At 37.0% G+C, this 21,174-nt stretch carries 16 protein-coding genes; 7 read left to right on the top strand and 9 right to left on the bottom strand.

The features are described 5' to 3' along the window. Positions 1–12: 12 nt before the first annotated feature. The 3 genes from ACXAGS_RS06055 to ACXAGS_RS06045 form a co-directional block, all read right to left on the bottom strand. On the bottom strand, positions 13–921 hold the full coding sequence (locus tag ACXAGS_RS06055; protein ID WP_474905433.1) for a 2-oxoadipate dioxygenase/decarboxylase family protein: 909 nt from the start codon (positions 919–921) through the stop codon (positions 13–15). A gap of 119 nt (positions 922–1,040) precedes the next feature. Continuing rightward, complete coding sequence (gene ggt / locus ACXAGS_RS06050; protein ID WP_474905431.1) at positions 1,041–2,732, bottom strand: gamma-glutamyltransferase; 1,692 nt, start codon at positions 2,730–2,732, stop codon at positions 1,041–1,043. Further along, positions 2,720–3,313: an acyl carrier protein phosphodiesterase gene (locus ACXAGS_RS06045; RefSeq protein ID WP_474905429.1), complete on the bottom strand. Its 594-nt coding sequence runs from the start codon at positions 3,311–3,313 to the stop codon at positions 2,720–2,722. Before ACXAGS_RS06045 ends, ggt begins: the two co-directional genes overlap by 13 nt. A 92-nt stretch (positions 3,314–3,405) precedes the next feature. Here ACXAGS_RS06045 and glmM point away from each other — a divergent pair, with 92 nt between their 5' ends. Then, on the top strand, positions 3,406–4,794 hold the full coding sequence (gene glmM, locus ACXAGS_RS06040) for a phosphoglucosamine mutase (protein ID WP_474905427.1): 1,389 nt from the start codon (positions 3,406–3,408) through the stop codon (positions 4,792–4,794). A gap of 30 nt (positions 4,795–4,824) precedes the next feature. Here the strand turns inward: glmM and ACXAGS_RS06035 are convergent, their stop codons facing one another. Continuing rightward, the gene (locus tag ACXAGS_RS06035) at positions 4,825–5,721 is read right to left on the bottom strand and encodes a lysophospholipid acyltransferase family protein (protein ID WP_474905426.1); all 897 of its coding nucleotides are present in this window, start codon (positions 5,719–5,721) and stop codon (positions 4,825–4,827) included. A 51-nt stretch (positions 5,722–5,772) separates the two neighbouring features. Here ACXAGS_RS06035 and ACXAGS_RS06030 point away from each other — a divergent pair, with 51 nt between their 5' ends. Together ACXAGS_RS06030 and ACXAGS_RS06025 are read left to right on the top strand one after the other, a co-directional pair. Next, entirely contained in the window at positions 5,773–6,423 is a 651-nt protein-coding gene (locus ACXAGS_RS06030) for a rhomboid family intramembrane serine protease (protein ID WP_474905424.1), read from the top strand. Positions 6,424–6,558: 135 nt separating this feature from the next. Further along, a complete protein-coding gene (locus ACXAGS_RS06025; protein WP_474905423.1) occupies positions 6,559–8,196 on the top strand; it encodes a bactofilin family protein in 1,638 nt (545 codons plus the stop codon). Positions 8,197–8,273: 77 nt separating this feature from the next. On the opposite strand, the gene ACXAGS_RS06020 is transcribed toward ACXAGS_RS06025, so the two are convergent. Together ACXAGS_RS06020 and ACXAGS_RS06015 are read right to left on the bottom strand one after the other, a co-directional pair. Continuing rightward, positions 8,274–9,386, bottom strand: coding sequence for a DUF4369 domain-containing protein (locus ACXAGS_RS06020; RefSeq protein ID WP_474905421.1), 1,113 nt, complete (start codon positions 9,384–9,386; stop codon positions 8,274–8,276). 93 nt (positions 9,387–9,479) lie between these two features. Next, on the bottom strand, positions 9,480–9,974 hold the full coding sequence (locus ACXAGS_RS06015) for a hypothetical protein (RefSeq protein ID WP_474905419.1): 495 nt from the start codon (positions 9,972–9,974) through the stop codon (positions 9,480–9,482). An 87-nt stretch (positions 9,975–10,061) separates the two neighbouring features. Between ACXAGS_RS06015 and ACXAGS_RS06010 the strand changes: the two genes are divergently transcribed. Beyond that, complete coding sequence (locus ACXAGS_RS06010) at positions 10,062–12,965, top strand: FAD-binding and (Fe-S)-binding domain-containing protein (RefSeq protein ID WP_474905418.1); 2,904 nt, start codon at positions 10,062–10,064, stop codon at positions 12,963–12,965. On the opposite strand, the gene ACXAGS_RS06005 is transcribed toward ACXAGS_RS06010, so the two are convergent. Next, positions 12,924–13,850 (bottom strand): UDP-2,3-diacylglucosamine diphosphatase, encoded by a 927-nt coding sequence (locus tag ACXAGS_RS06005; RefSeq protein ID WP_474905416.1) that lies wholly within the window; start codon positions 13,848–13,850, stop codon positions 12,924–12,926. The genes ACXAGS_RS06010 and ACXAGS_RS06005 overlap by 42 nt on opposite strands. A 188-nt stretch (positions 13,851–14,038) precedes the next feature. On the opposite strand from ACXAGS_RS06005, the gene aroC reads away from it, so the two are divergent. The 3 genes from aroC to ACXAGS_RS05990 all read left to right on the top strand — a co-directional run bounded on the left by aroC (position 14,039) and on the right by ACXAGS_RS05990 (position 17,789). Next, complete coding sequence (aroC, locus tag ACXAGS_RS06000; RefSeq protein ID WP_474905414.1) at positions 14,039–15,103, top strand: chorismate synthase; 1,065 nt, start codon at positions 14,039–14,041, stop codon at positions 15,101–15,103. A 60-nt stretch (positions 15,104–15,163) separates the two neighbouring features. Further along, complete coding sequence (locus tag ACXAGS_RS05995) at positions 15,164–16,489, top strand: dicarboxylate/amino acid:cation symporter (RefSeq protein ID WP_474905412.1); 1,326 nt, start codon at positions 15,164–15,166, stop codon at positions 16,487–16,489. A gap of 127 nt (positions 16,490–16,616) precedes the next feature. Next, entirely contained in the window at positions 16,617–17,789 is a 1,173-nt protein-coding gene (locus ACXAGS_RS05990) for a flavohemoglobin expression-modulating QEGLA motif protein (protein ID WP_474905410.1), read from the top strand. Positions 17,790–17,806: 17 nt separating this feature from the next. Here ACXAGS_RS05990 and ACXAGS_RS05985 read toward each other — a convergent pair whose 3' ends face one another. Both ACXAGS_RS05985 and ACXAGS_RS05980 read right to left on the bottom strand, forming a co-directional pair. Next, positions 17,807–18,913: a DUF748 domain-containing protein gene (locus ACXAGS_RS05985; protein ID WP_474905408.1), complete on the bottom strand. Its 1,107-nt coding sequence runs from the start codon at positions 18,911–18,913 to the stop codon at positions 17,807–17,809. Between the two features lie 163 nt (positions 18,914–19,076). Continuing rightward, a complete protein-coding gene (locus ACXAGS_RS05980; RefSeq protein ID WP_474905406.1) occupies positions 19,077–21,104 on the bottom strand; it encodes a mucoidy inhibitor MuiA family protein in 2,028 nt (675 codons plus the stop codon). Between the last annotated feature and the right edge of the window lie 70 nt (positions 21,105–21,174).

Here is a 21,174-nt window from a genome sequence, read left to right as displayed (position 1 = left end):
TAGCGTATTGGATTAAGATTTGTTGGTTTGTTCGCTGTATGTACTCTCAAAAATCTTGTCGGCATTAGCGGCTTCAAATCCTTCCCTACGCATAGCGGTGGTTAATTCTTCTGCCGGCAAATGGGCAAATTTTGGTAAAGGTAGCCGTTCTGCAAACTCTACATAACTACCACTTATTTCTTTGGTAGTACCATTTGCAAAAGTTGCCGGTATCATTTTAGCTACAGAGCTACTTTGTTTAAGTAAACCATCTGCACTAATTTTAATTTTTGAGCCGGAATCATTTAAAACTATTCCATTATCCTCTAGAAATGTATTAAAGGTGGTAAGGTGGTTATAGGGTGCAGGTAGGGCATGAACACTAATCGTATAATGATTTAGGTAATATCTATTGTAAATAACCCAAGCTGCATATTCACTTTCTTTGGCCAAGGTATTGTAGTCTTCTAAAGTGGGTAGTTCCCACAGTGGCTTATAGAAAAAGTCACCCACGGCTTTAACATCATTCAAATCAATAGCATCAATAGGGTCTTTAGTAACCGCGTCTGTGTATTTATGAATTATGGCTTGTGTTTCTTTTGAAAGGTCTTTTACCCGAAGTTCACTAATGAATATTCTTGGATATTCTGGACTTGGTGGTGCATACCAAAATGCATCTAACTTTTTCTGTTCAAAATAATAAGGCTCCATTTTTTTATAACCATGGAATAGGAAAATTTTTTCAAAAGAAGCTATTCCTAGATTAGGAACGCCCATCGTTCTAAAGGCAATGTGGTCGTTTAATATGTCTTCTTCTTTATTAATGATTCCCTGATTCAACATGGCCGTAACAATCCGGTCTACATCAGGGACACTTTTTTTGTATGGGGTAAAAAGGGCCTCTAAAATCCCATCTAACGCAACGTCTTTGTTAAATATCATAACATGAAGTTTATAAATTGTTACAAATATAAAATTTTAACAATCATAAAAAGGAAAATGTAAATTCATTAATCCACGGTAATAAGAAAATCCAATCTTTTGATTTTTAGCGTTTCTATTTAAAAACCAACTGCTTTATCGTCACCTCTTTTATCCGCGCCACCTTCTAGCTTACCATCTGGTAAAACCCTTATGGCATCTACTTTTCCAATAATTCGTGTTCTGCCTTCTAGAATGGAATATCCTTTTGATTTTAATTGGTCTTTTAAATCGTTAGAAAACCCTTCTTCTTCAAACATAATCATATCTGGTAACCACTGATGGTGAAATCTTGGGGCATTAACGGCTGCTTGCATGCTAAGCTCGTGTTCGTATACATTTAAAATGGTTTGCGCTACCGCGGTTATAATGGTAGAACCTCCGGGAGTGCCTACAACCATATATAGGTTGCCATCTTTTTCTACAATAGTAGGGGTCATACTACTTAGCATTCTTTTTTCGGGCGCTATACTATTTGCTTCTGCGCCTATTAGGCCAAACATATTTGGTATGCCTGGCTTAGCGCTAAAATCGTCCATTTCATTGTTAAAGAAAAAACCCAATTCATCTGAATATAATTTGGATCCGTAAGCACCGTTCAAAGTTGTAGTTACAGAAACTGCGTTTCCTTCCGTATCTACAATAGAGTAGTGGGTGGTCTCATCACTTTCAATAATCTCAATATTACCTCTTGAAATACTATCTGATGGGGTAGCCTTATCAAATGAAAAACTGGCCATTCGTTTTTTTAGGTAATTTTTAGAAGTCATTTCTTGTGTTGGAATGGTTACAAAATCCGGATCACCTAAAAAATAATTGCGATCGGCATAAGCTCTTCTAGCAGCTTCTGTAAACAACTGAATGTTTTTTATAGAATTATGGCCATAGGCCTTAATATCATGGTCTTCCATCATTTTAAAAATCTGGTTCATGGTAATTCCTCCACTACTTGGCGGACTCATGCTTATGATTTTAAGGTCTTTGTAATCAAAAACTATAGGGTTGCGCCACTTGGCTTCATATTTGGCTAAATCTTCTGTGGTTATATACCCCCCTTTACTTTGGATAAAGCTGGCTAACTTTTCAGCAACTTCACCTTTATAAAAACCGGCTTTACCTTCGTTCTTAATTTTTGTAAGCGTAGTTGCTAAAGCTGGATATTTAATAGTATCGCCTACTTTAAAAATTGTAGCAAACTTGGTACTATCTCCATTAACGGAAATAAACTTTTCTCGGGTGTTTTCTAAACGTTTGGCTTGTTTTTCGGTTACTATAACCCCCTTTTGGGCTAATGCTATTACGGGGTCAAAAATCTCTTTTAAAGATAGTTTGCCAAATTTATCATGGGCCGCAATTACCCCAGCCACTGTACCTGGAACACCTACGGCGGTAGCCCCAACAGTGCTCATATCTGGTATAACATTACCTAAAGAATCCAAATACATGTCTTTATGGGCAGCTAAAGGCGCTTTTTCCCTGTAATCCAAAGCCCCAACACTACCATCTGCTTTTCTATAGACCATAAAACCGCCACCTCCTAAATTACCCGCAAACGGATAGGCTATGGCCAACGCCATTTCAGTAGCAACCATGGCGTCAAAAGCATTTCCTCCTTTTTGCATAATTTCTACCCCTATCTGTGCGGCTTCTTCCCTTGCGGCTACTACCATAGCATTTTCTACCACTAATCCGGTAGGTGCTACTTGCTTAGGTGAAGTTTTACAAGCATGGAATACAATACTAAGTAGGAGTATAGCAATTAATCTTGGCATAATTGGTTGTATTTATTTTTTGAAAAGGTAATCAATTCATTGAAAAAACTTATAAACTCCGTTTCAAAAACAGTATAGTGGGTTTGTAGATCCGTTATGGCTAGGTTCATCTTACTTTTGTTCTTGGTACGTTTGTTCATACCATTTAAAACCCTAGCAATACCATCCAAGTTATTATAGTTTAATAACCAATTATCGGCTATCATATAAGGCATCATCCGTTGTGTGCTTTTTGGGAGTATTTCGTAATTATCCTGTAAAAGCCCATAAAAATCATCTACAAACGTATCTAAAGGTGTGTTGCTGTAATTAGTCCAATTTTTAGCTAAAAAATGATCATAATAGATATCTACAATTACCCTGCTATAATGCCCGTAATTCTTATGCAATCGTTTACTGCTTTTTTTTGGTGTAGGGTGGCTATCTGTAAAGGTGTCAATAGCCCTATGCAATACAATTCCTTTTTGGATGTTAATAGGTAGGTGCTTGTATTTATTTGCCCGTATTTGGTCTGCAATAAAGTTACCAATGGTAATTTCTGGATGGTTAAACGATAAGTAAACATGGGCCAAAAAGTTCATAGAACTGTTTTATATGATCAACAACCGAATTTACAAAGAAGAAACACGAACTACGTAACATCATTTTATATTTGCACAAACTTTCTTAACAAATGACATTAATAAAATCTATATCTGGCATAAGAGGAACTATAGGTGGTTCTACAAACAATAATTTAACACCCATAGATGCGGTAAAATTTGCCGCTGCCTATGGTACTTGGTTAAAAGACTATTCTGGAAAAGAAAAACTAACCGTTGTAATTGGTAGAGACGCTAGACTTTCTGGGGAAATGATTCAGAATCTAGTGGTTTCAACACTAGTAGGTTTGGGAATAGATATCATAGACCTGGATTTAAGCACTACACCAACCGTAGAGCTAGCCGTGCCTTTAGAAAAAGCCGATGGTGGTATTATTTTAACGGCCAGTCATAATCCAAAACAATGGAATGCCCTAAAGTTATTAAATGAAAAAGGTGAGTTTTTAAATGCAGAAGAAGGAGCTAAAATACTTGCAATTGCAGAAGCGGATGATTTTGATTTTGCATCCGTTGATGACTTAGGAACGGTAACCAAAAACGACGCTTATTTTGATATTCATGTAGATGAAGTATTAAATCTTTCTTTGGTTGATGCAGCGGTTATAAAAGCCAAAAAGTTTAAGGTAGTGGTAGACGGGGTAAATTCTACTGGTGGTATTGCCATACCTAAGTTACTGGAAGCTTTAGATGTAGAAGTGGTAAAATTATATTGCGAACCTACGGGACATTTCCCACACAATCCAGAGCCTTTAAAAGAACATCTTGGAGATATTTGTAAAAAAGTGGTAGAAGAACAAGCCGATTTTGGTATTGTTGTAGACCCAGATGTAGACCGTTTGGCATTTATAAGCAATGACGGGGAAATGTTTGGCGAGGAATACACCTTGGTAGCCTGTGCGGATTATGTTTTAGGTAAAACACCGGGTAGTACGGTTTCTAACTTATCTTCTTCTAGGGCATTAAGAGACGTTACACTAAAACATGGCGGTAGTTATGAGGCTGCTGCGGTGGGCGAGGTTAACGTGGTCACCAAAATGAAAGAAAACAAGGCAATTATTGGTGGCGAAGGCAACGGTGGTATTATTTATCCTGAAAGTCATTATGGTAGGGATGCTTTGGTAGGTACGGCATTATTTTTAATGTTAATGGCAGAAAGGGGAGGCACGGTTGCAGAATTACGAGCTAGTTACCCTAGTTATTTTATGAGTAAGAAAAAGATTGAGTTAACCCCAGAATTAGACGTAGATGGTTTATTAAAGGCTATGTTTGAAAAATATCAAGGTGAAGAAATCTCCAATGTAGATGGAGTAAAAATTGATTTTGCCGAGAATTGGGTGCATTTGAGAAAATCTAACACGGAACCTATCATCCGTGTGTATACCGAAGCAAAAAGTCAGGCCGAAGCAGATGGGTTGGCAGACAAAATAATATCGGAGATAAAATCCATTGCCGGTATATAAATTAAAAAAGCCCCTTAAATGGGGCTTTTTTTATGATACTTTGGCAAAATGTGCAGGTTGCTTGTTTCTATGCTTCCAGCGCTTGTGGGTCCAGAAGTAGTATTCCGGTTGTTCCTTTATTTGTTGCTCCGTTAGTCTTAAAAACGTATCCGTTATGTAGTTTTCAGGCGTTTCTTTACCACTTTCAGCTATGGGAATAAATTCTGCTTTGTAATAGCCTCTTTTAACCTTACTTACTTTTAAGAATACAACAGACAGGTCTAATTTTCTGGCCATTACTTCTGCTCCGTTAAAAATAGGAACGGTAATACCCATAAAGTCTGTCCAATATTGTGCTTTATGCGCTTGGGGAGATTGATCACTTACCATTCCAAAAACCCCTTTAATTCCATCTCTTTTGTCCCTTACAACTGTTTTTACGGTCTGGTTTTGCGTAATAAGCGTTGTGTTCCATTTGGCGCGGACATTTTTAACAAAATTGTCAAAATACTTGTTAGACACGGGCTGGTAAACGGCATAACCTTTTGCTTTTACATAATTGTTAATACTAACGTTCCATTCCCAATTGGCATAATGTGCACAAACTACTAGTACGCTTCGGTCTTTTTCCAATTTATTGATCAATTCAATATTTTGTACAGCATACCGTTTCTTAACTTCGGCTTTGCTCAAAGCCATGGTTTTAATCATTTCTAAAAACATATCGCACATATGTTTATAGAATTTTTTTTGTAAGACCAACAGTTCTTCTTTTGGCTTTTCTGGGAAAACCAATTGTAAATTATTGAAGACTACTTTTTTACGATAACCAATCACATAAAAAAGAAGAAAAAACACAAAATCCGATAGTGCATATAGTGCTCTAAAGGGTAACCTAGAAACCAGCCATATCCAGGGATAGGCAATAATAAAAATCAGTAATTGCATACAAAATAAGAATGCACAAATATAGCTATATTTGACCCAAAGCCTAGAACTATGCTCAATTTGCACATTGCAACAATTGCTATAATAGCGGCCAATGTATTGGTGTCTCTTAGAGGGTTTAAAGACCAATTGTTTTTTGATCGCTACAAGTTTCAAATTGGTGCTATACAAGCCGGTCAAAAAGAACGCATGTTCACCTCTGGTTTTTTACATGTAGACATTGCACATTTGTTTTTTAACATGTTTACCCTGTATTTTTTTGCAGATGTTGTAATAGCTTGGTTTGGGCCGTCTAAGTTTTTTATTGTTTATGTAATTAGTTTGTTGGCCGGTAGTTTATTGGCATTGTATTTTCATAAGAACGAAACGTATTATAGTGCTGTTGGAGCTAGTGGGGCAGTTACAGGAATTTTATATGCTGCAATTTTATTACAACCTAATATGCAGTTGGGTTTGTTATTTATACCGATACCCTTGCCTGCTTATATTTTTGGAATAGCTTATTTGCTTTATTCCATTTATGGGATGAAAAGTAGGTTGGGAAATATTGGTCATACGGCTCATTTTGGCGGAGCCATAGGGGGTTATGCTACAACTTTGTTGTTTAGACCAAGTCTTTTAACAACAGACCCATTAATGGTATTTCTGTTGGCAATACCAATAGTCATCTTATTTGTTTTGACTAAAACGGGTAAAATTTAGGATTTTATTTACCGATACTTTTAAGCCATCTACCTATACTTTAGGCGTATTTCATCGAAAACAGAATTTGTTATTGAAATAATTTAACAAATTGCACGTTCAAATTTGACCAAATCTTAATTTAACCTACATGTTATGAAAGGAAAATTACTATTTCCCCTTGCAGTTTTGGCTGCAGTTGTAATTTCCTGTAGTGATTCTACTACAGTTTATGAAGAGACTAACGATAATGTAAGTCTTGAAACTAGTGCTACTGTTCTAGAAAACAGTATCGATTTTGAGTCTAGCGGTGTTTTAGATATCTATGCAGAAAGTTCCAATTCTGGAAAATACGCAAGGGAAGGAGAAGAACAAGCCGGTGACTATCCTTTATCTTTAGTTGCACAAGTTACCCCACCATCTTATGCGGGTGCGGAAAATTTAACTGCCTCACATATACATTTAGTAGATGATTATGTGTATGTGTCTTATAATACGGCACAAGATGATTATGCAGGTGCCTTAGATATAATATACGTAGGAGACCCTTATCAACCTAGGGTTACCTCTAGATTGTATTATACCAATGCAGATATTAATGCTATAAAGTATGACAATGGTTTTGTTTATGTGGCAGGAGGTGTAGATGCGGAACAATCTGCTACCGCTACCGCAAATTCATTTTTAGCAAAAATTCAAGTCAGTAATAACAAATTTAACCTAGACGCTGGTATATCCTATGCATTTCAGGAAGGTTATAACGCTACGGATGTGTTGATACAACCTAACAGTGTTATAGTAACATCTGGTAAAGAAGGGTATTTACGTGAATATAACAAAGCAGATTTGGCTATTGTTAAGGAAGCTGCTTTTGAAGATTTACGTTCTTTAGCGTATAATGGAAGCCAATATGCACTATTAGATGCCAGTTATGGTGTTCGTATTCTTAATGCTGATTTTGCCGAAGTAAGTACAATCGCTATTTCTGGAGATTTTAGAGAGGCAGACAAACGTACCTTAGATTATTATGGCGATTTAATTGTAGTTGCAGAAGGAGAAAACGGTGCAGGTGTGTATAATTCCCTTACCGGCAATTTGGTAGAACGAGTAGCCATACCAATTAGTCCAGAGAGTGTTGAAGTGGGTGATGTGGTAACTAACGCTGCAGCTTTTAACGATAATGTGTTGTTAATGGCGAATGGTGGTGCTGGCCTTTGCTTGTCCGAAGAAGAAAATGGAGTAGATGTTGTTGGTATCATTGCTTTGGATGGGAGTATTAATTATGTAGAGACTAAGGACGATTATATTTTTGCGGCATCGGGTAGAGGTGGTTTGCAAATTATTAAGATGAACAAGCCTGCTCAAAGTCTAGAAGAAGCTTGTACCGATACCTCTAGATATTCTGGTAGCTCAACCTTAAACGTAGCCAGCAACCAAAATTTACGCTATAATGGGTCTAAACGATTTAACAGTGTAACCGTAGAAGGAACATTGTTATTGTGTGGCTCATGGACCGTTAGGAACGATGTAAAAGTAGATGTTGAAGGCGCATTGGATATGCGAGGAACTTTTATAGTAGGAAGAAATAACAGTAGAAAGGATGTAGTGGTAGAAGAAAATGCCACCTTGCGTGTAGAAGGCGATTTTGCGGTATACGGAAACCTTACCCTAAAGAAAGGAGCAAAATTGGAGTTTTTAGGTGATACAAACCGAGCATATGTTACTGGAAATGTCACCATTGAAGAAGATGCATCCGTAACAGGAGATTTTGAAGATATGAACAATAAGTTCTAAAATAGACTAGATGAGAATGAGAAACCCCGCTAGAAATAACTTTCTGCGGGGTTTTTATTTTATTAAGAATTCAGAATTTAATTCAAAAGTTCCGCAACCTTTTCTTCTAAAGCGGATCCTCGCAAGTTTTTAGCAACAATTATCCCATTTTCATCCACCAAAAATGCAGCAGGTATGGCATTAATATTATAAGCCTGCGCTATAGGGTCCTGAAAGCGTTGCAAGTTAGATACATGGTTCCATTCCAAGCCATCGTCCTCAATAGCCTGTAGCCACATTTCTTTCTTTTGGTCCAAAGAAACACCAACTACATTAAAACCTTTGTCCTTGTATTTGTTGTAAACCGCAACAATGTTAGGATTTTCCATTCGGCAAGGCCTACACCAACCGGCCCAAAAGTCTATAAGGGTAAGCTTACCCTTTACCTGATTAAAAGCTAGTTCACTACCATCTGGGGTTGGACCACTAAAGTTGGGTGCTTTGGAACCAATGGCTGTAGTTTTTTCTACTTCTAATTGTTTACCAATTCGTTTTCCAGGTCTGGTTGCTTTTATTTCTGGGGATAAAGCGTTGTACATTTCTTCTATTTCAGAAACAGGAAGTGTTTTTGTGCTTAATAATTTATCTAAAATTAAGGCACTTATCAATCCATTCGGATTCGCTTTTACAAAATCTAGCTCAAAAGATTTGGCCTTCTCCTGTAGCTCCATGTATTCTTCGCGTAGTGATTTTATAACAGCAGTATCCCTAGCGGCATTCGCCTTTTTGAATTCTTCGTTCATGGACTGGCTCATTTCACCCATTTTTCGGGATTCGGCCATGTACTTCATAAAAATCTCATTTTGTTCAGTACCACTTACATCGGCATAACCCAAACTGTCTTTTTGTGCTTCAAAAGAAATAGCGCCGTTTTCTAGTATTATAGGGGTATTTCCTCTTAATCCGTCAAAGAACAGATAATGCATTTGCGGGCTGTCTACCATACCTGTAAAGGTAAAAGTGCCATTTTCTACAGTTGCCGTATCAATTTCTACTAGCCCCCTCATTAAAGAGTCTGTAGTTTTTAAAAATACTTGTGTTCCGTTTTTTACTTCTCCAGTAAGTGTACCGTTTATGGTGTAGCCTTCTGGTGTGGTAGAACAGGAAAATACTAAAAGTCCTAAGGAAAAAATAGATAGGATTTTTCTCATGTGAATATTTAATTTTGGCTAAAGGTACACAAACCACTGCATAAAAAAAGTGCCCCTAAAGGCACTTTCTATTTTTAACGTAATTTTTAAAATCTAAAATTGGTAACGTAGGCCCAATGCTATATCAAATAAAAAATCGTTGTCAAATTCGTTAAAACCAACCAATCCTATCTCTGGTCTAATATCCAAGGAAATTAAAAGTGGAATATCAAAATCATATTCTATACCTAAGTTACCGGCTGCAAACACAAATAATCCATCATCACGGTCTCTATCTGGTATTGGCTCGTAATCAGAATTTCCAAGTCCACCACCTACACCGTAGTACCAGTTAAAACCGCCATCTAGATTGTGCACCCATTGGTAAACACCGGCTAATTTAAACGCATCATACTCACGGCTATCTCGCCAACCTAGGTTAAATTCCGCTCTATTGGTACGGCCAATAGATTTCTGATAAGAAATTTCAGCACCAAATCCATCGCTATCTCCCAGTCGCAACCCTAATGTGTGTTCAGAAATGCTTTGTGCATTAACTGCTGTTGTTGCAATTGCAAACAACGCAATAAAAAATGTGGTAATTCTCATAGGTTTCTCTTTAAGTTTAAAATATAAAATAGCTTTACCTTAGCCATTCGTATAAAACAAGTCTAACGGACCAAAAATTGTTCCAATTTGGATAAAATTATCTTAAAAAAATTTGCTGACGCCTTTGAGGGTGATTTTCAGTATGATGCACTAATTAGAACGTTATATGCCACAGATGCATCTGTATACAGAAAACTACCGAAAGCGGTAGCTTTTCCTAAAAATGATAATGATTTAAAGAAACTGTTACAGTTTGCAAAAGAAAATAAGATAGGTTTAATACCTAGAACGGCAGGTACTTCTTTAGCGGGGCAATGTGTTGGTGATGGTATTGTAGTAGATACTTCTAGATATTTTAATCAAATAATTTCTGTAGACGAGAAAAAGAAACAAGTTACGTTACAACCCGGAGTGGTAAGAGATGAATTGAATCTATATTTAAAACCAATGGGGCTGTTTTTTGGTCCTAATACATCTACTTCTAACCGTTGTATGATTGGTGGTATGGTAGGCAATAACTCTAGTGGAACAACCTCCATCCAATATGGCGTAACCAGGGATAAGGTGGTAAAATTAAGAACCATTTTGTCTGATGGTAGCGAAGCTGTTTTTGAAGAATTAGATAGGAATGACTTTTTGGTGAAAACCCAAAAAAAGACATTGGAAGGTGCTGTTTATGCCAATTTGTACAATGAGCTAAGTAATGAGGACACCCAAAAAGAAATAAAAAGGGAATTTCCAAATCCCAATATCCATAGAAGGAGCACGGGATATGCGGTAGATGAACTGCTAGATAACGAGGTGTTTGGTAAGGGTGATTCCAAAATAAATCTTTCTAAATTATTGGTGGGTAGTGAAGGAACATTGGCTTTTACAACGGAAATAACCGTACAATTAGACGATTTACCACCAACATTTGCCGCTATGGTTTGTACCCACTACAAAAGCCTAGAGGCTTGTTTATCTGATGTTGTTCCTGTAATGGACCATAGTTTACATCTATGCGAAATGATGGATAAGGTTATTTTGGATTGTACCAAAAACAACCGTCAACAATTAGCTAATCGTTTTTTTGTGCAAGGAGATCCAGAAGCCATATTAATGCTAGAACTTAGGGCGCATACCAAAGAAGCACTAGAACAGCAAGTAGCGGCATTGCAAGAATCCATTTCAAAATCGGGTTTAAGTTATGCCCAACCGGTTTTGTATGGGGTAGATATACAAAAGGCAATTGAGCTTAGAAAGGCGGGCTTAGGCCTTTTGGGAAATATGGTAGGTGATAAAAAAGCGGTGGCTTGTATAGAAGATACCGCAGTTGCCTTGGAAGATTTGAAAGCTTTCATATTAGAGTTTTCACAAATAATGGCAAATTATGACCAAAGAGCCGTTTATTATGCACACGCTGGGGCAGGAGAGCTTCATCTAAGGCCTATTCTAGATTTAAAACAGTCTAAGGATGTAAAACTGTTTAGGCAAATTACCACAGATGTTGCCCATTTAACCAAAAAATATAATGGCAGTTTTAGTGGTGAACACGGAGACGGAATAGTACGTGCAGAGTTTATCCCGTTAATGATAGGTGAAAAGAATTATGAACTATTACGTAGGGTTAAATCTTACTTTGACCCTAATGGCATTTTAAATCCCGGTAAAATAGTAGATGCGTATCCTATGGATCAGTCTTTACGCTACCAAGTAGACCGTAAAGAACCAACTATTGAAACCTTTATGGATTTTTCTGATAGCCAAGGTATTTTAAGGGCCGCAGAAAAATGCAACGGTAGTGGAGATTGTAGAAAAACAGAACAGATGAAGGGTGCCATGTGCCCTAGTTTTCATGCAACCAAGCAAGAAAAAGATACCACAAGGGGCAGGGCCAATGTTTTGCGTGAATTTTTAACACAATCCGAAAAACCTAACAAGTTTGATCATAAGGAGCTTAAAGCGGTTTTTGACCTGTGTTTAAGCTGTAAAGCTTGTTCTAGCGAATGCCCAAGTAATGTGGATATTGCAACATTAAAGTCTGAATTTCAGTTTCAATACCAAGAAACCAACGGTTATACGTTACGTTCCAAATTATTTGCCCACAATACCAAAATAAACGCAACTAATAGTAGAATATCAGGTTTGGTGAATACTGTGTATAAATCACCGCTAGGCTCGTTGATTAAATCCGTTTCTGGAGTAGCCCAAGAACGTCAGTTGCCACCAGTATATCGTTTTAATTTTGATGCTTTTCTGGCTAAACAACCACAAAATCCTGAAGGAAAAAAAGTGGTTTTGTTCATAGATGAGTTTACCAAATACTTAGATGTTACTGTAGGGAAAGATGCAATTACAATGTTAACTAAATTAGGTTATCAATTAGAACTGTTTTATGGCGATAGTGGACGTACTTATTTGTCTAAAGGATTTCTAAAGCAGGCAAAGGAATTGGCAGAGAAAAATACCAAGGCTTTAATGCCTGTTGTTACTAAAAATATCCCGGTTCTTGGAATAGAGCCGTCTTCAATACTTTCATTTAGAGATGAGTATAAGCGTTTGGTTAAAGATAAGGATGAGGTTTTAAAATTAGCTAAAAACAGTTTTATTGTAGAAGAGTTTTTGGCATTAGAATTGCAAAACGGTAGTTTGTCTTCAGATGTATTTACCAAAGAAAAGCGTACGGTTAAAATGCATGGGCATTGCCATCAAAAATCACTATCTAACCAAAAGGTAACTTTTGATATTTTAAACCTACCAGAAAACTATTCCGTAACCATTATCGCATCTGGCTGTTGTGGAATGGCTGGTTCTTTTGGGTATGAGAAGGAACATTATGCAATAAGTATGAAAGTAGGTGAGCTAAAATTGTTTCCAGCGGTAAGAAAGGCGTCTTCTGAAACTATAATTGCAGCCAATGGTACCAGTTGTAGGCATCAAATTAAAGATGGTACCGGAAGGGAAGCGTTACATCCCATCACCATCCTTAAAGAGGCCTTGGTTATCTAATAAATCGTCATCTGAACCTTTAGGGTTAGTTGGGTTTTCCGGGTAGTTATAGCCGTTTTCTTCGGCTTGTTCGGTAATTGATGCAATAAGCTCGTTCATATCCATCTCTTTTAGGTCTTCATCTACAAAGAAAGGAGATAACTTATCATGGCTGTAATGGTATATACGCCAACGTTTAAAGGAGTATTCCAATGCGGTTAGATTTTCTACCCAATCCCCAGAATTTAAATAGGTAGTGCTGCCTTGTTTGGTTTCTACTATTTCTTTTTTAGGCTGGTGTATATGTCCGCAGATAACATAATCGTACCCATTTTCAATGGCTAATTCTGCAGCGGTCTGTTCAAAATTATTGATATATTTTACAGCACCTTTTACACTATTTTTTATTTTTTTAGAAAGTGAATATTTTTCCCTTCCAACTTTATTTAAACACCAGTTTACAAAGCTGTTCATCAATATAAGCAAGTCATACCCCCAACCACCTAATTTGGCCAACCATTTTGCTTTTTGAATAGAGATATCAAAAACATCGCCATGAAAAATCCATGCCTTTTTACCATCTAGATTTAAAACCATTTTATTCACGATATTAAAGTTTCCCATAGCTGTGGGGGCAAACTTTCGCAACATTTCATCATGGTTGCCTGTAATGTAATAGACTTCTGTACCTTTAGAAGCCATTCCTATTATTTTTCTTAAAACCTTTAAATGTGCTGATGGAAAGTACCGTTTTTTAAACTGCCAGATGTCTATAATATCACCATTTAAAATAAGCTTTTTGGGCTTAATGCTGTTTAGGTAGGTTATTAGTTCATCGGCGTGGCAACCGTAAGTTCCTAAATGTACATCAGAAATAACGGCTATTTCAATCTTCCTCTTTTTCAAAGTATAAAAGTTTAACTGCAAATTAAACGTGTAGGAATAAACTTAATATTACTTTAAAATGAAGTATATATGAGAATTGCGTTAAATTAATGTCATGACTGGTATTTACATGTTGCCAAATCTTTAAGTGCTGTTTCTCTTTTTTAAAAGACTGATAAAAATTACCTTTACCGCTTAATTTTTAGACAATGGCCGGAAATTCTTTTGGAACCTTATTTAGAGTAACAACTTTTGGAGAATCCCATGGTAGGGCCCTTGGTGGTATTATAGATGGATGCCCTGCTGGTATTGAATTGGACGAAAAAGCAATACAAGAGGAATTAAACCGCAGAAAACCGGGGCAATCTGCCATTGTTACACAACGTAAAGAACCAGATACCGTAGAAATTTATTCTGGTGTCTTTGAAGGAAAAACTACCGGTACGCCTATCGGTTTTGCTATCCACAATACCAATCAAAAGTCTAAAGATTATTCGCATATTAAAGACTCTTACCGTCCTAGCCATGCAGATTATGTGTATGACCATAAATATGGTTTCAGGGATTATCGCGGTGGTGGGCGTTCTTCTGCCAGGGAAACGGCAAGTAGGGTAGTTGCAGGTGCTGTTGCCAAGCAATTCTTAAAAGACATAAAAATTAATGCCTTTGTTAGTCAGGTTGGGGATTTAAAAATGGAAACACCTTATCAACAATTAGATTTTTCTGAGATTGAGAAAAATCCCGTTCGTTGTCCAGACCCAGCTATGGCTAGCCAAATGGAAGAATACATCAAATTCATCAAAAAAGAAGGAGATACCATTGGAGGGGTTATTACTTGTGTAATTCAAAATGTACCAATTGGATTAGGAGAACCTGTTTTTGATAAACTCCATGCAGAATTAGGCAAGGCTATGTTGTCTATAAATGCGGTCAAGGGTTTTGAATACGGAAGTGGCTTTGAAGGTGTAACACAAAAAGGAAGCGAACATAATGACCAGTATAATACAGATGGCACTACCAAAACCAATAAAAGTGGAGGTATACAAGGTGGCATAAGCAATGGAATGGATATTTACTTTTCTGTGGCCTTTAAACCGGTTGCTACAGTGCTTCAAGGATACGACACCATTGACAAGGAAGGCAATAAGGTCTCTACGCAAGGTAAAGGAAGGCATGACCCCTGTGTGGTGCCTAGAGCGGTGCCTATAGTAGAGGCAATGGCGGCATTAGTGTTGGCAGATTATGCTTTGTTGGCAAAGGGTAACAAAATCTAAACCGCAATATTTGGGGCATTTTAGGCAAATTGGTATCTTCCAAGCCTAAACCAACTTTATATGCGTAAACTGGAACTTCACTGGCAGATACTTATTGGAATGCTGCTAGGTATTGTTTTTGGATTTGTGATGACCAAAGTTCCTGCGGGAAAAGATATTGTATCTGACTGGATACAGCCTTTAGGGGCAATATTTGTTAAGCTTCTTAAGCTTATCGCCATTCCACTTATAATTGCCTCTTTGGTAAAGGGAATTTCCGATTTAAAGGATATTTCTAAATTTAGAAATATTGGTTTAAGAACAATTGGTATATACATTTTAACTACGGTTGTGGCCATTACCATTGGCTTGGTCTTGGTAAACATGCTAAATCCAGGGGCTGGTATTTCTGAAGAAACAGTTGCTAAATTAACCGAAACCTATGCCAACGATTCTGGGGTTACTTCTAAGTTAGAGGAGGCATCTAGGCAAAAAGATAGCGGTCCGTTACAGTTTTTAGTAGATATGGTACCGGATAACGCAATAAATGCCTTGGGGAATAATAGCGCCATGCTACAAGTTATTTTCTTTACAATTTTCCTTGGAATTTCTATGTTATTAATAGGCGAAGAAAAAGCAAAACCTTTAAAAGACTTTTTTGATTCGTTAAATGATGTGGTCTTAAAAATGGTAGACTTAATCATGCTTACTGCTCCTTATGCCGTATTTTCTTTGTTAGCTGCGGTAGTGGTTTCTTCTAGCGACCCAGATTTGTTGTTGGCACTATTAAAATATGCCGGAGTAGTAGTGGGTGGTTTGTTTTTAATGATTGTATTTTACGCCATTTTGGTGGGCACTATCACTAAGAAAAATCCTTTCTGGTTTTTACAACAAATGAGTCCAGCTCAATTGCTTGCTTTTTCTACTAGTTCTAGTGCGGCAACCTTACCAGTTACCATGGAAAGGGTAGAGGAGCATATAGGGGTAGATAAAGAGGTTTCTAGTTTTGTATTGCCAGTAGGTGCAACTATAAATATGGATGGTACAAGTTTATATCAAGGGGTGGCTGCGGTTTTTATAGCTCAGGCATTAGGTTTTGAGCTAACTTTGGCCAATCAATTAACCATTGTACTCACCGCACTTTTGGCCTCCATTGGTTCTGCAGCGGTACCTGGGGCAGGAATGGTCATGTTGGTGATTGTATTGGAGGCAATTGGTTTCCCTTCAGATAAATTAGCAATTGGCTTGGCCTTAATATTTGCTGTTGATAGGCCTTTAGATATGTGTAGAACCGTGGTTAACGTTACGGGAGATGCAACTGTTTCTATGCTGGTAGCTAAATCTGTTGGTAAATTAGGAGAGCCAGATGTAAAGGAATGGGATGATAATTATGAGGATGTGAAATAGCCATTTAGCTTAACCCAAAATAAAACATAACGAAATGTCAGTAGAGCCAAGGTTTTACTGGCATTTTTTTATTTAATGTTATTTCAATTAAAAGACTTTATAAATTTGACATTTAAAAAAATAACCTATGATTGGTGTAGAAGAATTACTGGAGTTGCGCAACGATTATCCTAATTTGTTTGATATTGATTTAAATTTAGACCGATTGGTACGGAAAATCGAGTTGTTAAGCTATGTAAATCCAGCCAATATAGAAAAAGAGAAGCAGCGGTTTTTTAGTTCAAAATATACCGAAGAGCCACAATTTAAGTATCCAAAGTTAAAATTCGATGCCTACAAGTTGCAGCGACTTTTCTTTTCACAACGTTTGGAACGTATTAAGGACGAAGAGATACAGAAAATGTATCGAGATATTGTGTATTACTATGCCAACATGGTACAGTGCATTGAGACTATTGGAAAGGGGCAAGCGTTTTACTATAATTCCCTTCGTTTGTATGGCACACCAAGGGAAAGAGATGTTCAAAACGCACGGTATATTTTGCATTTTCAAGATGAAGCACCGCGAGAGGATATGATTTCTTGCTATTCCGCTTTGGAAGCAAAGACGTATTTTGAAGAATTTATGTCGCAATACCGTTTTCCGTTACACATCAAATTTAGCAATCAAATCGCGGCAGAAGCCATGGTGCGTAACAGAGACAAAAGTTTATTGTTAAAGCGAAATGCAAAGTTTAGTAAAAATAGAATGGAAACGTTGGCCAACCATGAAATAGGTGTGCATTTGGTGACTACATTTAATGGAAACGAGCAACCTTTACGAATCTTTGCTAATGGCCTGCCTAGAAATGTAGAAACCCAAGAGGGAATGGCGGTGTTGAGTGAATACATGAGTGGCGCTCTAACTTTAGAGCGACTAAAGGTGTTAGCTTATAGAGTTTTAGCTAGCGATAGTTTAATTAAAGGTTACAGTTTTGCAGACACTTTTGATTTAATCCATGGACAATATAAATTAGATAGAGAAGCTGCGTTTAACATTACCCTAAGAGCGCACCGTGGTGGGGGATTTACCAAAGACCGATTGTATTTAAGTGGATTGAGTAAAATGTATAAGCGTTATAAAAAACAACAAGGTTTTGATGTATTTTTAACGGGAAAGGTAGCGCAAGAGTTTGAGGATAAAATTTTGTATTTGCAAAAATTAGGCTTAGCAAAACCGATAACGCATCAAAGCCATTCGTTTGATGCGAATAGAAATACAAATGCCACCTTAGATTTTATTCTTAACAATTTAAAATAAGCCGTTTTAAGCTTATCTTATTCATCTTTGCTGTCTACTGCTTCTTCCGCGTCCTTAAAGTTAATATCATTATCTAAAACGCCTTTATAGGCCTTTATCCAAGCATTTTTAAAAATATTGGTTACGGTAGGCCATATTTTAGCTCCAGCATTATTCAAATCACCTTCTATGGGCACTTTTGTGGCTAGAGTGTTGTGCTTTTGATTTTTAAATAAGAATTTAAAGAATCCCACAAAACCTTCCCAAAGGGAATTTAAAAAGCCATCTTCCTTGCCAAGTAGCTTAGCGTTGGTTAAAATTGGTTTTACACTGCCCTTTAAATAACCGTCTGCAATGGCAATTTCGCCAAAAACCTCAAAGGTGCCCTTGTTAAAATCAATACCAGCGTAATGATTGGTAAAATCGTTAAGAGCAGTGGCATTGGCGTTTGTGAGTTCAAAAGAAATATCCATATCCGGTATTTGTTTCACAAGATTTAAACGTCCGTCCAGTTCCAAATCGCCATCCCCAATTGATGTGGCCGTGGCGTGAATCTCAGAAGGTAGGTTTCGTTCTTGTTGAACAACATTGCGCAAGTTGTAGGCTACCAATTCAATGTTTTTTAAGTGTAAATCTATATTTGGGTCTGCCTGTAGTTCTATAAATGCGGCAGTTCCGTTTGCTATTTGTAAACGGTTTATATCAATCGGTATAATATCTGTGAGTGCTTTGGTCCAATCTTCTACTTCGGGGTCAACACCCTTGGCTTGCTGGTCTTCAAACACATAGATAAACTCTGGTTGGTAGAGTGTAAGCTCACTTACCACCTTGCCATTAAATAAGGCGCTCCATTCTATGGAAATATCAGATTTTTTAATGGAAAGAAATGGAACTTCTGAAGTGGCAGCTACTTTGTTCAACTTTAAATCGTGTATTAGGTAAGCGCCACGGTAAAGAGCAATATCTATATCCGCAACATGACCATGATAGCCTGGAATCTCAGACAGCACTTTGTTTACATAATCTTTAACAATATAGGGTAGCGCTATTCTAAAAGCTAAAAGGACAAGGATGACCGATAAGGGTATCCATGTCCTTTTTCTTTTAAACCAACTCTTGTGATCCTTTTCTTTTGTAGAATTCATATCGCAAGTAACGCCAATTTTCTGGTAAACTTTAATCCAATTCCACAAAAAATGAACTCAATTTATAGTATTTAAATTTTAATTTAAATAAAGGTGTTTAAATTATTGAAAAACAATTTTATATAAATTTTGTTTAACGTGTCAAAATTTGAATATATTCGGCTTATAGTGATATAAATTTACCCTTGGGGTGCTTTACCCTAAAACTAAATTCTTTTGTTGTAGAAGCTTTGGCATCCAAGGAATTGTTCCAACTCAAAATTCCCTTTTTAGCATCATATATGGCATCTCCTGTAACTACATCATCTACCTTAATATCTTTATTCTGGGATAAAGGAATACGGTCCATTAATTTGAGATTGATGGGAATATTTTTATTGTTTTTTATCGTGATAGTGTAAGTCCTATCTAGCAATCTATTGGTGCCAGCAAAGGATTTTGACTTAAAATTGCGTTCTTGTTTACGCTCTACCTGAATGTTGTGGTCTATCCCTAATGAAATTGTCATTTCTTTTTTAGTTAAGTAAGGGTCTATTACAGTTTTTCCTTCATAACGTCCATCAAAATAGATGTTGGCTTCTCCGGGCAATAGATTAAACCGTTCCCAATCTGTAAAAGAAGCCGTTAAGAATACATTGGAATCTAGTACAGGTATTGCTAAATACTGATAGCTAGCTTTTAGTTGGTAAAGGTTGATGTCTACTGAGGTTATCTCCATATTGCTTTTAATCGTATACGATTTTGGAATACGGAAAGTAGTGTTTTTTCCATCGGTTTGGGTACTACTTTTATGGGTATTGATGATAATAACACCATCTGTGGCTCTAGAGCCATACAAATCCATAGCATTTTCATTTCTTAAGGTTTCTACAGAGGCAATCTCACTGGCATCCAAATCACCTTCGGTAAACCCTTCTACTGGAATTCCGTCAATAATGTACAAAGGTTCTGGGGTGTGCACTTTCTGTGAATAAGAACTAGCTCCCCTTATTTGTACGCCAGCGGTTCTGCCAGCAAGGCCATAACCCGTAATTACAACCTCATCTAAGGCTTGTGCGTCTTCTTCTAATTGCAAATTCATAATTGAGGAATAGATGGGTAGGTCGATGGTTTTAAAACCAATATAGGAAAAGGATAAGCTTCGCCCATTAGGGACATCTAAGGTGTAGTTTCCGTCAAAATCGGTTTGAGTACCTTGGTTGGTACCTTCTATAACTATGGATACGCCAGGTAAAGGTTCGCCTTCTGGGTCTGTAATAGTTCCAAATACTTGTTTTACCATAGGATTGTAGCTATAACCATTTTTTCTAGTGGTAGAATTATACTTTTTGGTATAAGAACTGGAAAAGTTTAGGTATTTGGTTTCCAATTTTGGCTTACTAATGTTACTACTAGGCTTGTTGGTGGCTAAAGTAAGGTTTACATTCTCCCAATCCTCTGCTGTATTTTGGTACACATGTGCTTTGTATGTTAGTTGCAAGGGTTTGTCTATACCCGTAGAACGAATGTCATAAGTAGGGACCCAACCCGCTTTTTCAACTTGATAAGAAATACTGAGATTAGTGGTTAACGCAATTGGAGTGTCTAGTATAAGTTTAATTTCTCCCACTGCTTTTTTAGGGCTTCCTTGTAGTTTAATTAGTTCATTAGTATGCAGTTGAATGCTGTCTATTAATTTTTTGGTTTTACTAGCATTCGCATAGATTTCATTATAAATTGCTTGTGTTCTTTCTCGGTAATAGGTGCTTATTTCCTTTAAACGATTAAGGTCTAAATTTTCATTATCCCCAGAGATGCGCCTATTTAGTTCAATCATTTTTACCTCTTCCTGTAATCCTTGATTGGCGTGTTCTAGATAGGCTTTATCTTCTTTAAGTTGTTCTATTTTTTTAGAAAGTAAAACAACCTCTGGACTTTTTGTTGCCACGTCCAAATAATTAATTTCATACTTCATACTCCGTATAGATGCCTGTTTAAGGCCTGCAAGCTGCAGGGTGTTTTCATCCAAGTCGGCGGATACCCCTTTAATGTTAATCTTATTGGCACCTTTTTGTAAGGTACAACGAACGTTACGGTGAACTTGGGCACCACTTAGGTATACAGTTACGGAATCAATATCGGATTGCAATTCGCGCTCTTGTGATAATAATACAATTGGTATAAAAAATAGGAATGAGGATAGTTTTTTCATGATTGGTGATTTAAAAGTTGCTTAAACCTAGTGTTAGCAAAGGGCTTTTAAAACCAAAAATGAGTTATAA

Source organism: Croceivirga sp. ABH4_376 (assembly GCF_056160685.1).
Note: the sequence above shows the minus strand (reverse complement) of the source record. Positions and strands in the feature narration are given on the sequence as shown.

What these genes read in the sequence shown, in the direction of transcription:
- ACXAGS_RS05990 (WP_474905410.1), top strand. Translation starts at nt 16,617, where the DNA reads ATGATTGGTGTAGAAGAATTACTGGAGTTGCGCAACGATTATCCTAAT.
- glmM (WP_474905427.1), top strand. Translation starts at nt 3,406, where the DNA reads ATGACATTAATAAAATCTATATCTGGCATAAGAGGAACTATAGGTGGT.
- ACXAGS_RS05995 (WP_474905412.1), top strand. Translation starts at nt 15,164, where the DNA reads ATGCGTAAACTGGAACTTCACTGGCAGATACTTATTGGAATGCTGCTA.
- aroC (WP_474905414.1), top strand. Translation starts at nt 14,039, where the DNA reads ATGGCCGGAAATTCTTTTGGAACCTTATTTAGAGTAACAACTTTTGGA.
- ACXAGS_RS06015 (WP_474905419.1), bottom strand. Translation starts at nt 9,974, where the DNA reads ATGAGAATTACCACATTTTTTATTGCGTTGTTTGCAATTGCAACAACA.
- ACXAGS_RS05985 (WP_474905408.1), bottom strand. Translation starts at nt 18,913, where the DNA reads ATGAATTCTACAAAAGAAAAGGATCACAAGAGTTGGTTTAAAAGAAAA.
- ACXAGS_RS06030 (WP_474905424.1), top strand. Translation starts at nt 5,773, where the DNA reads ATGCTCAATTTGCACATTGCAACAATTGCTATAATAGCGGCCAATGTA.
- ACXAGS_RS06025 (WP_474905423.1), top strand. Translation starts at nt 6,559, where the DNA reads ATGAAAGGAAAATTACTATTTCCCCTTGCAGTTTTGGCTGCAGTTGTA.
- ACXAGS_RS05980 (WP_474905406.1), bottom strand. Translation starts at nt 21,104, where the DNA reads ATGAAAAAACTATCCTCATTCCTATTTTTTATACCAATTGTATTATTA.
- ACXAGS_RS06020 (WP_474905421.1), bottom strand. Translation starts at nt 9,386, where the DNA reads ATGAGAAAAATCCTATCTATTTTTTCCTTAGGACTTTTAGTATTTTCC.
- ACXAGS_RS06055 (WP_474905433.1), bottom strand. Translation starts at nt 921, where the DNA reads ATGATATTTAACAAAGACGTTGCGTTAGATGGGATTTTAGAGGCCCTT.
- ACXAGS_RS06035 (WP_474905426.1), bottom strand. Translation starts at nt 5,721, where the DNA reads ATGCAATTACTGATTTTTATTATTGCCTATCCCTGGATATGGCTGGTT.
- ggt (WP_474905431.1), bottom strand. Translation starts at nt 2,732, where the DNA reads ATGCCAAGATTAATTGCTATACTCCTACTTAGTATTGTATTCCATGCT.
- ACXAGS_RS06045 (WP_474905429.1), bottom strand. Translation starts at nt 3,313, where the DNA reads ATGAACTTTTTGGCCCATGTTTACTTATCGTTTAACCATCCAGAAATT.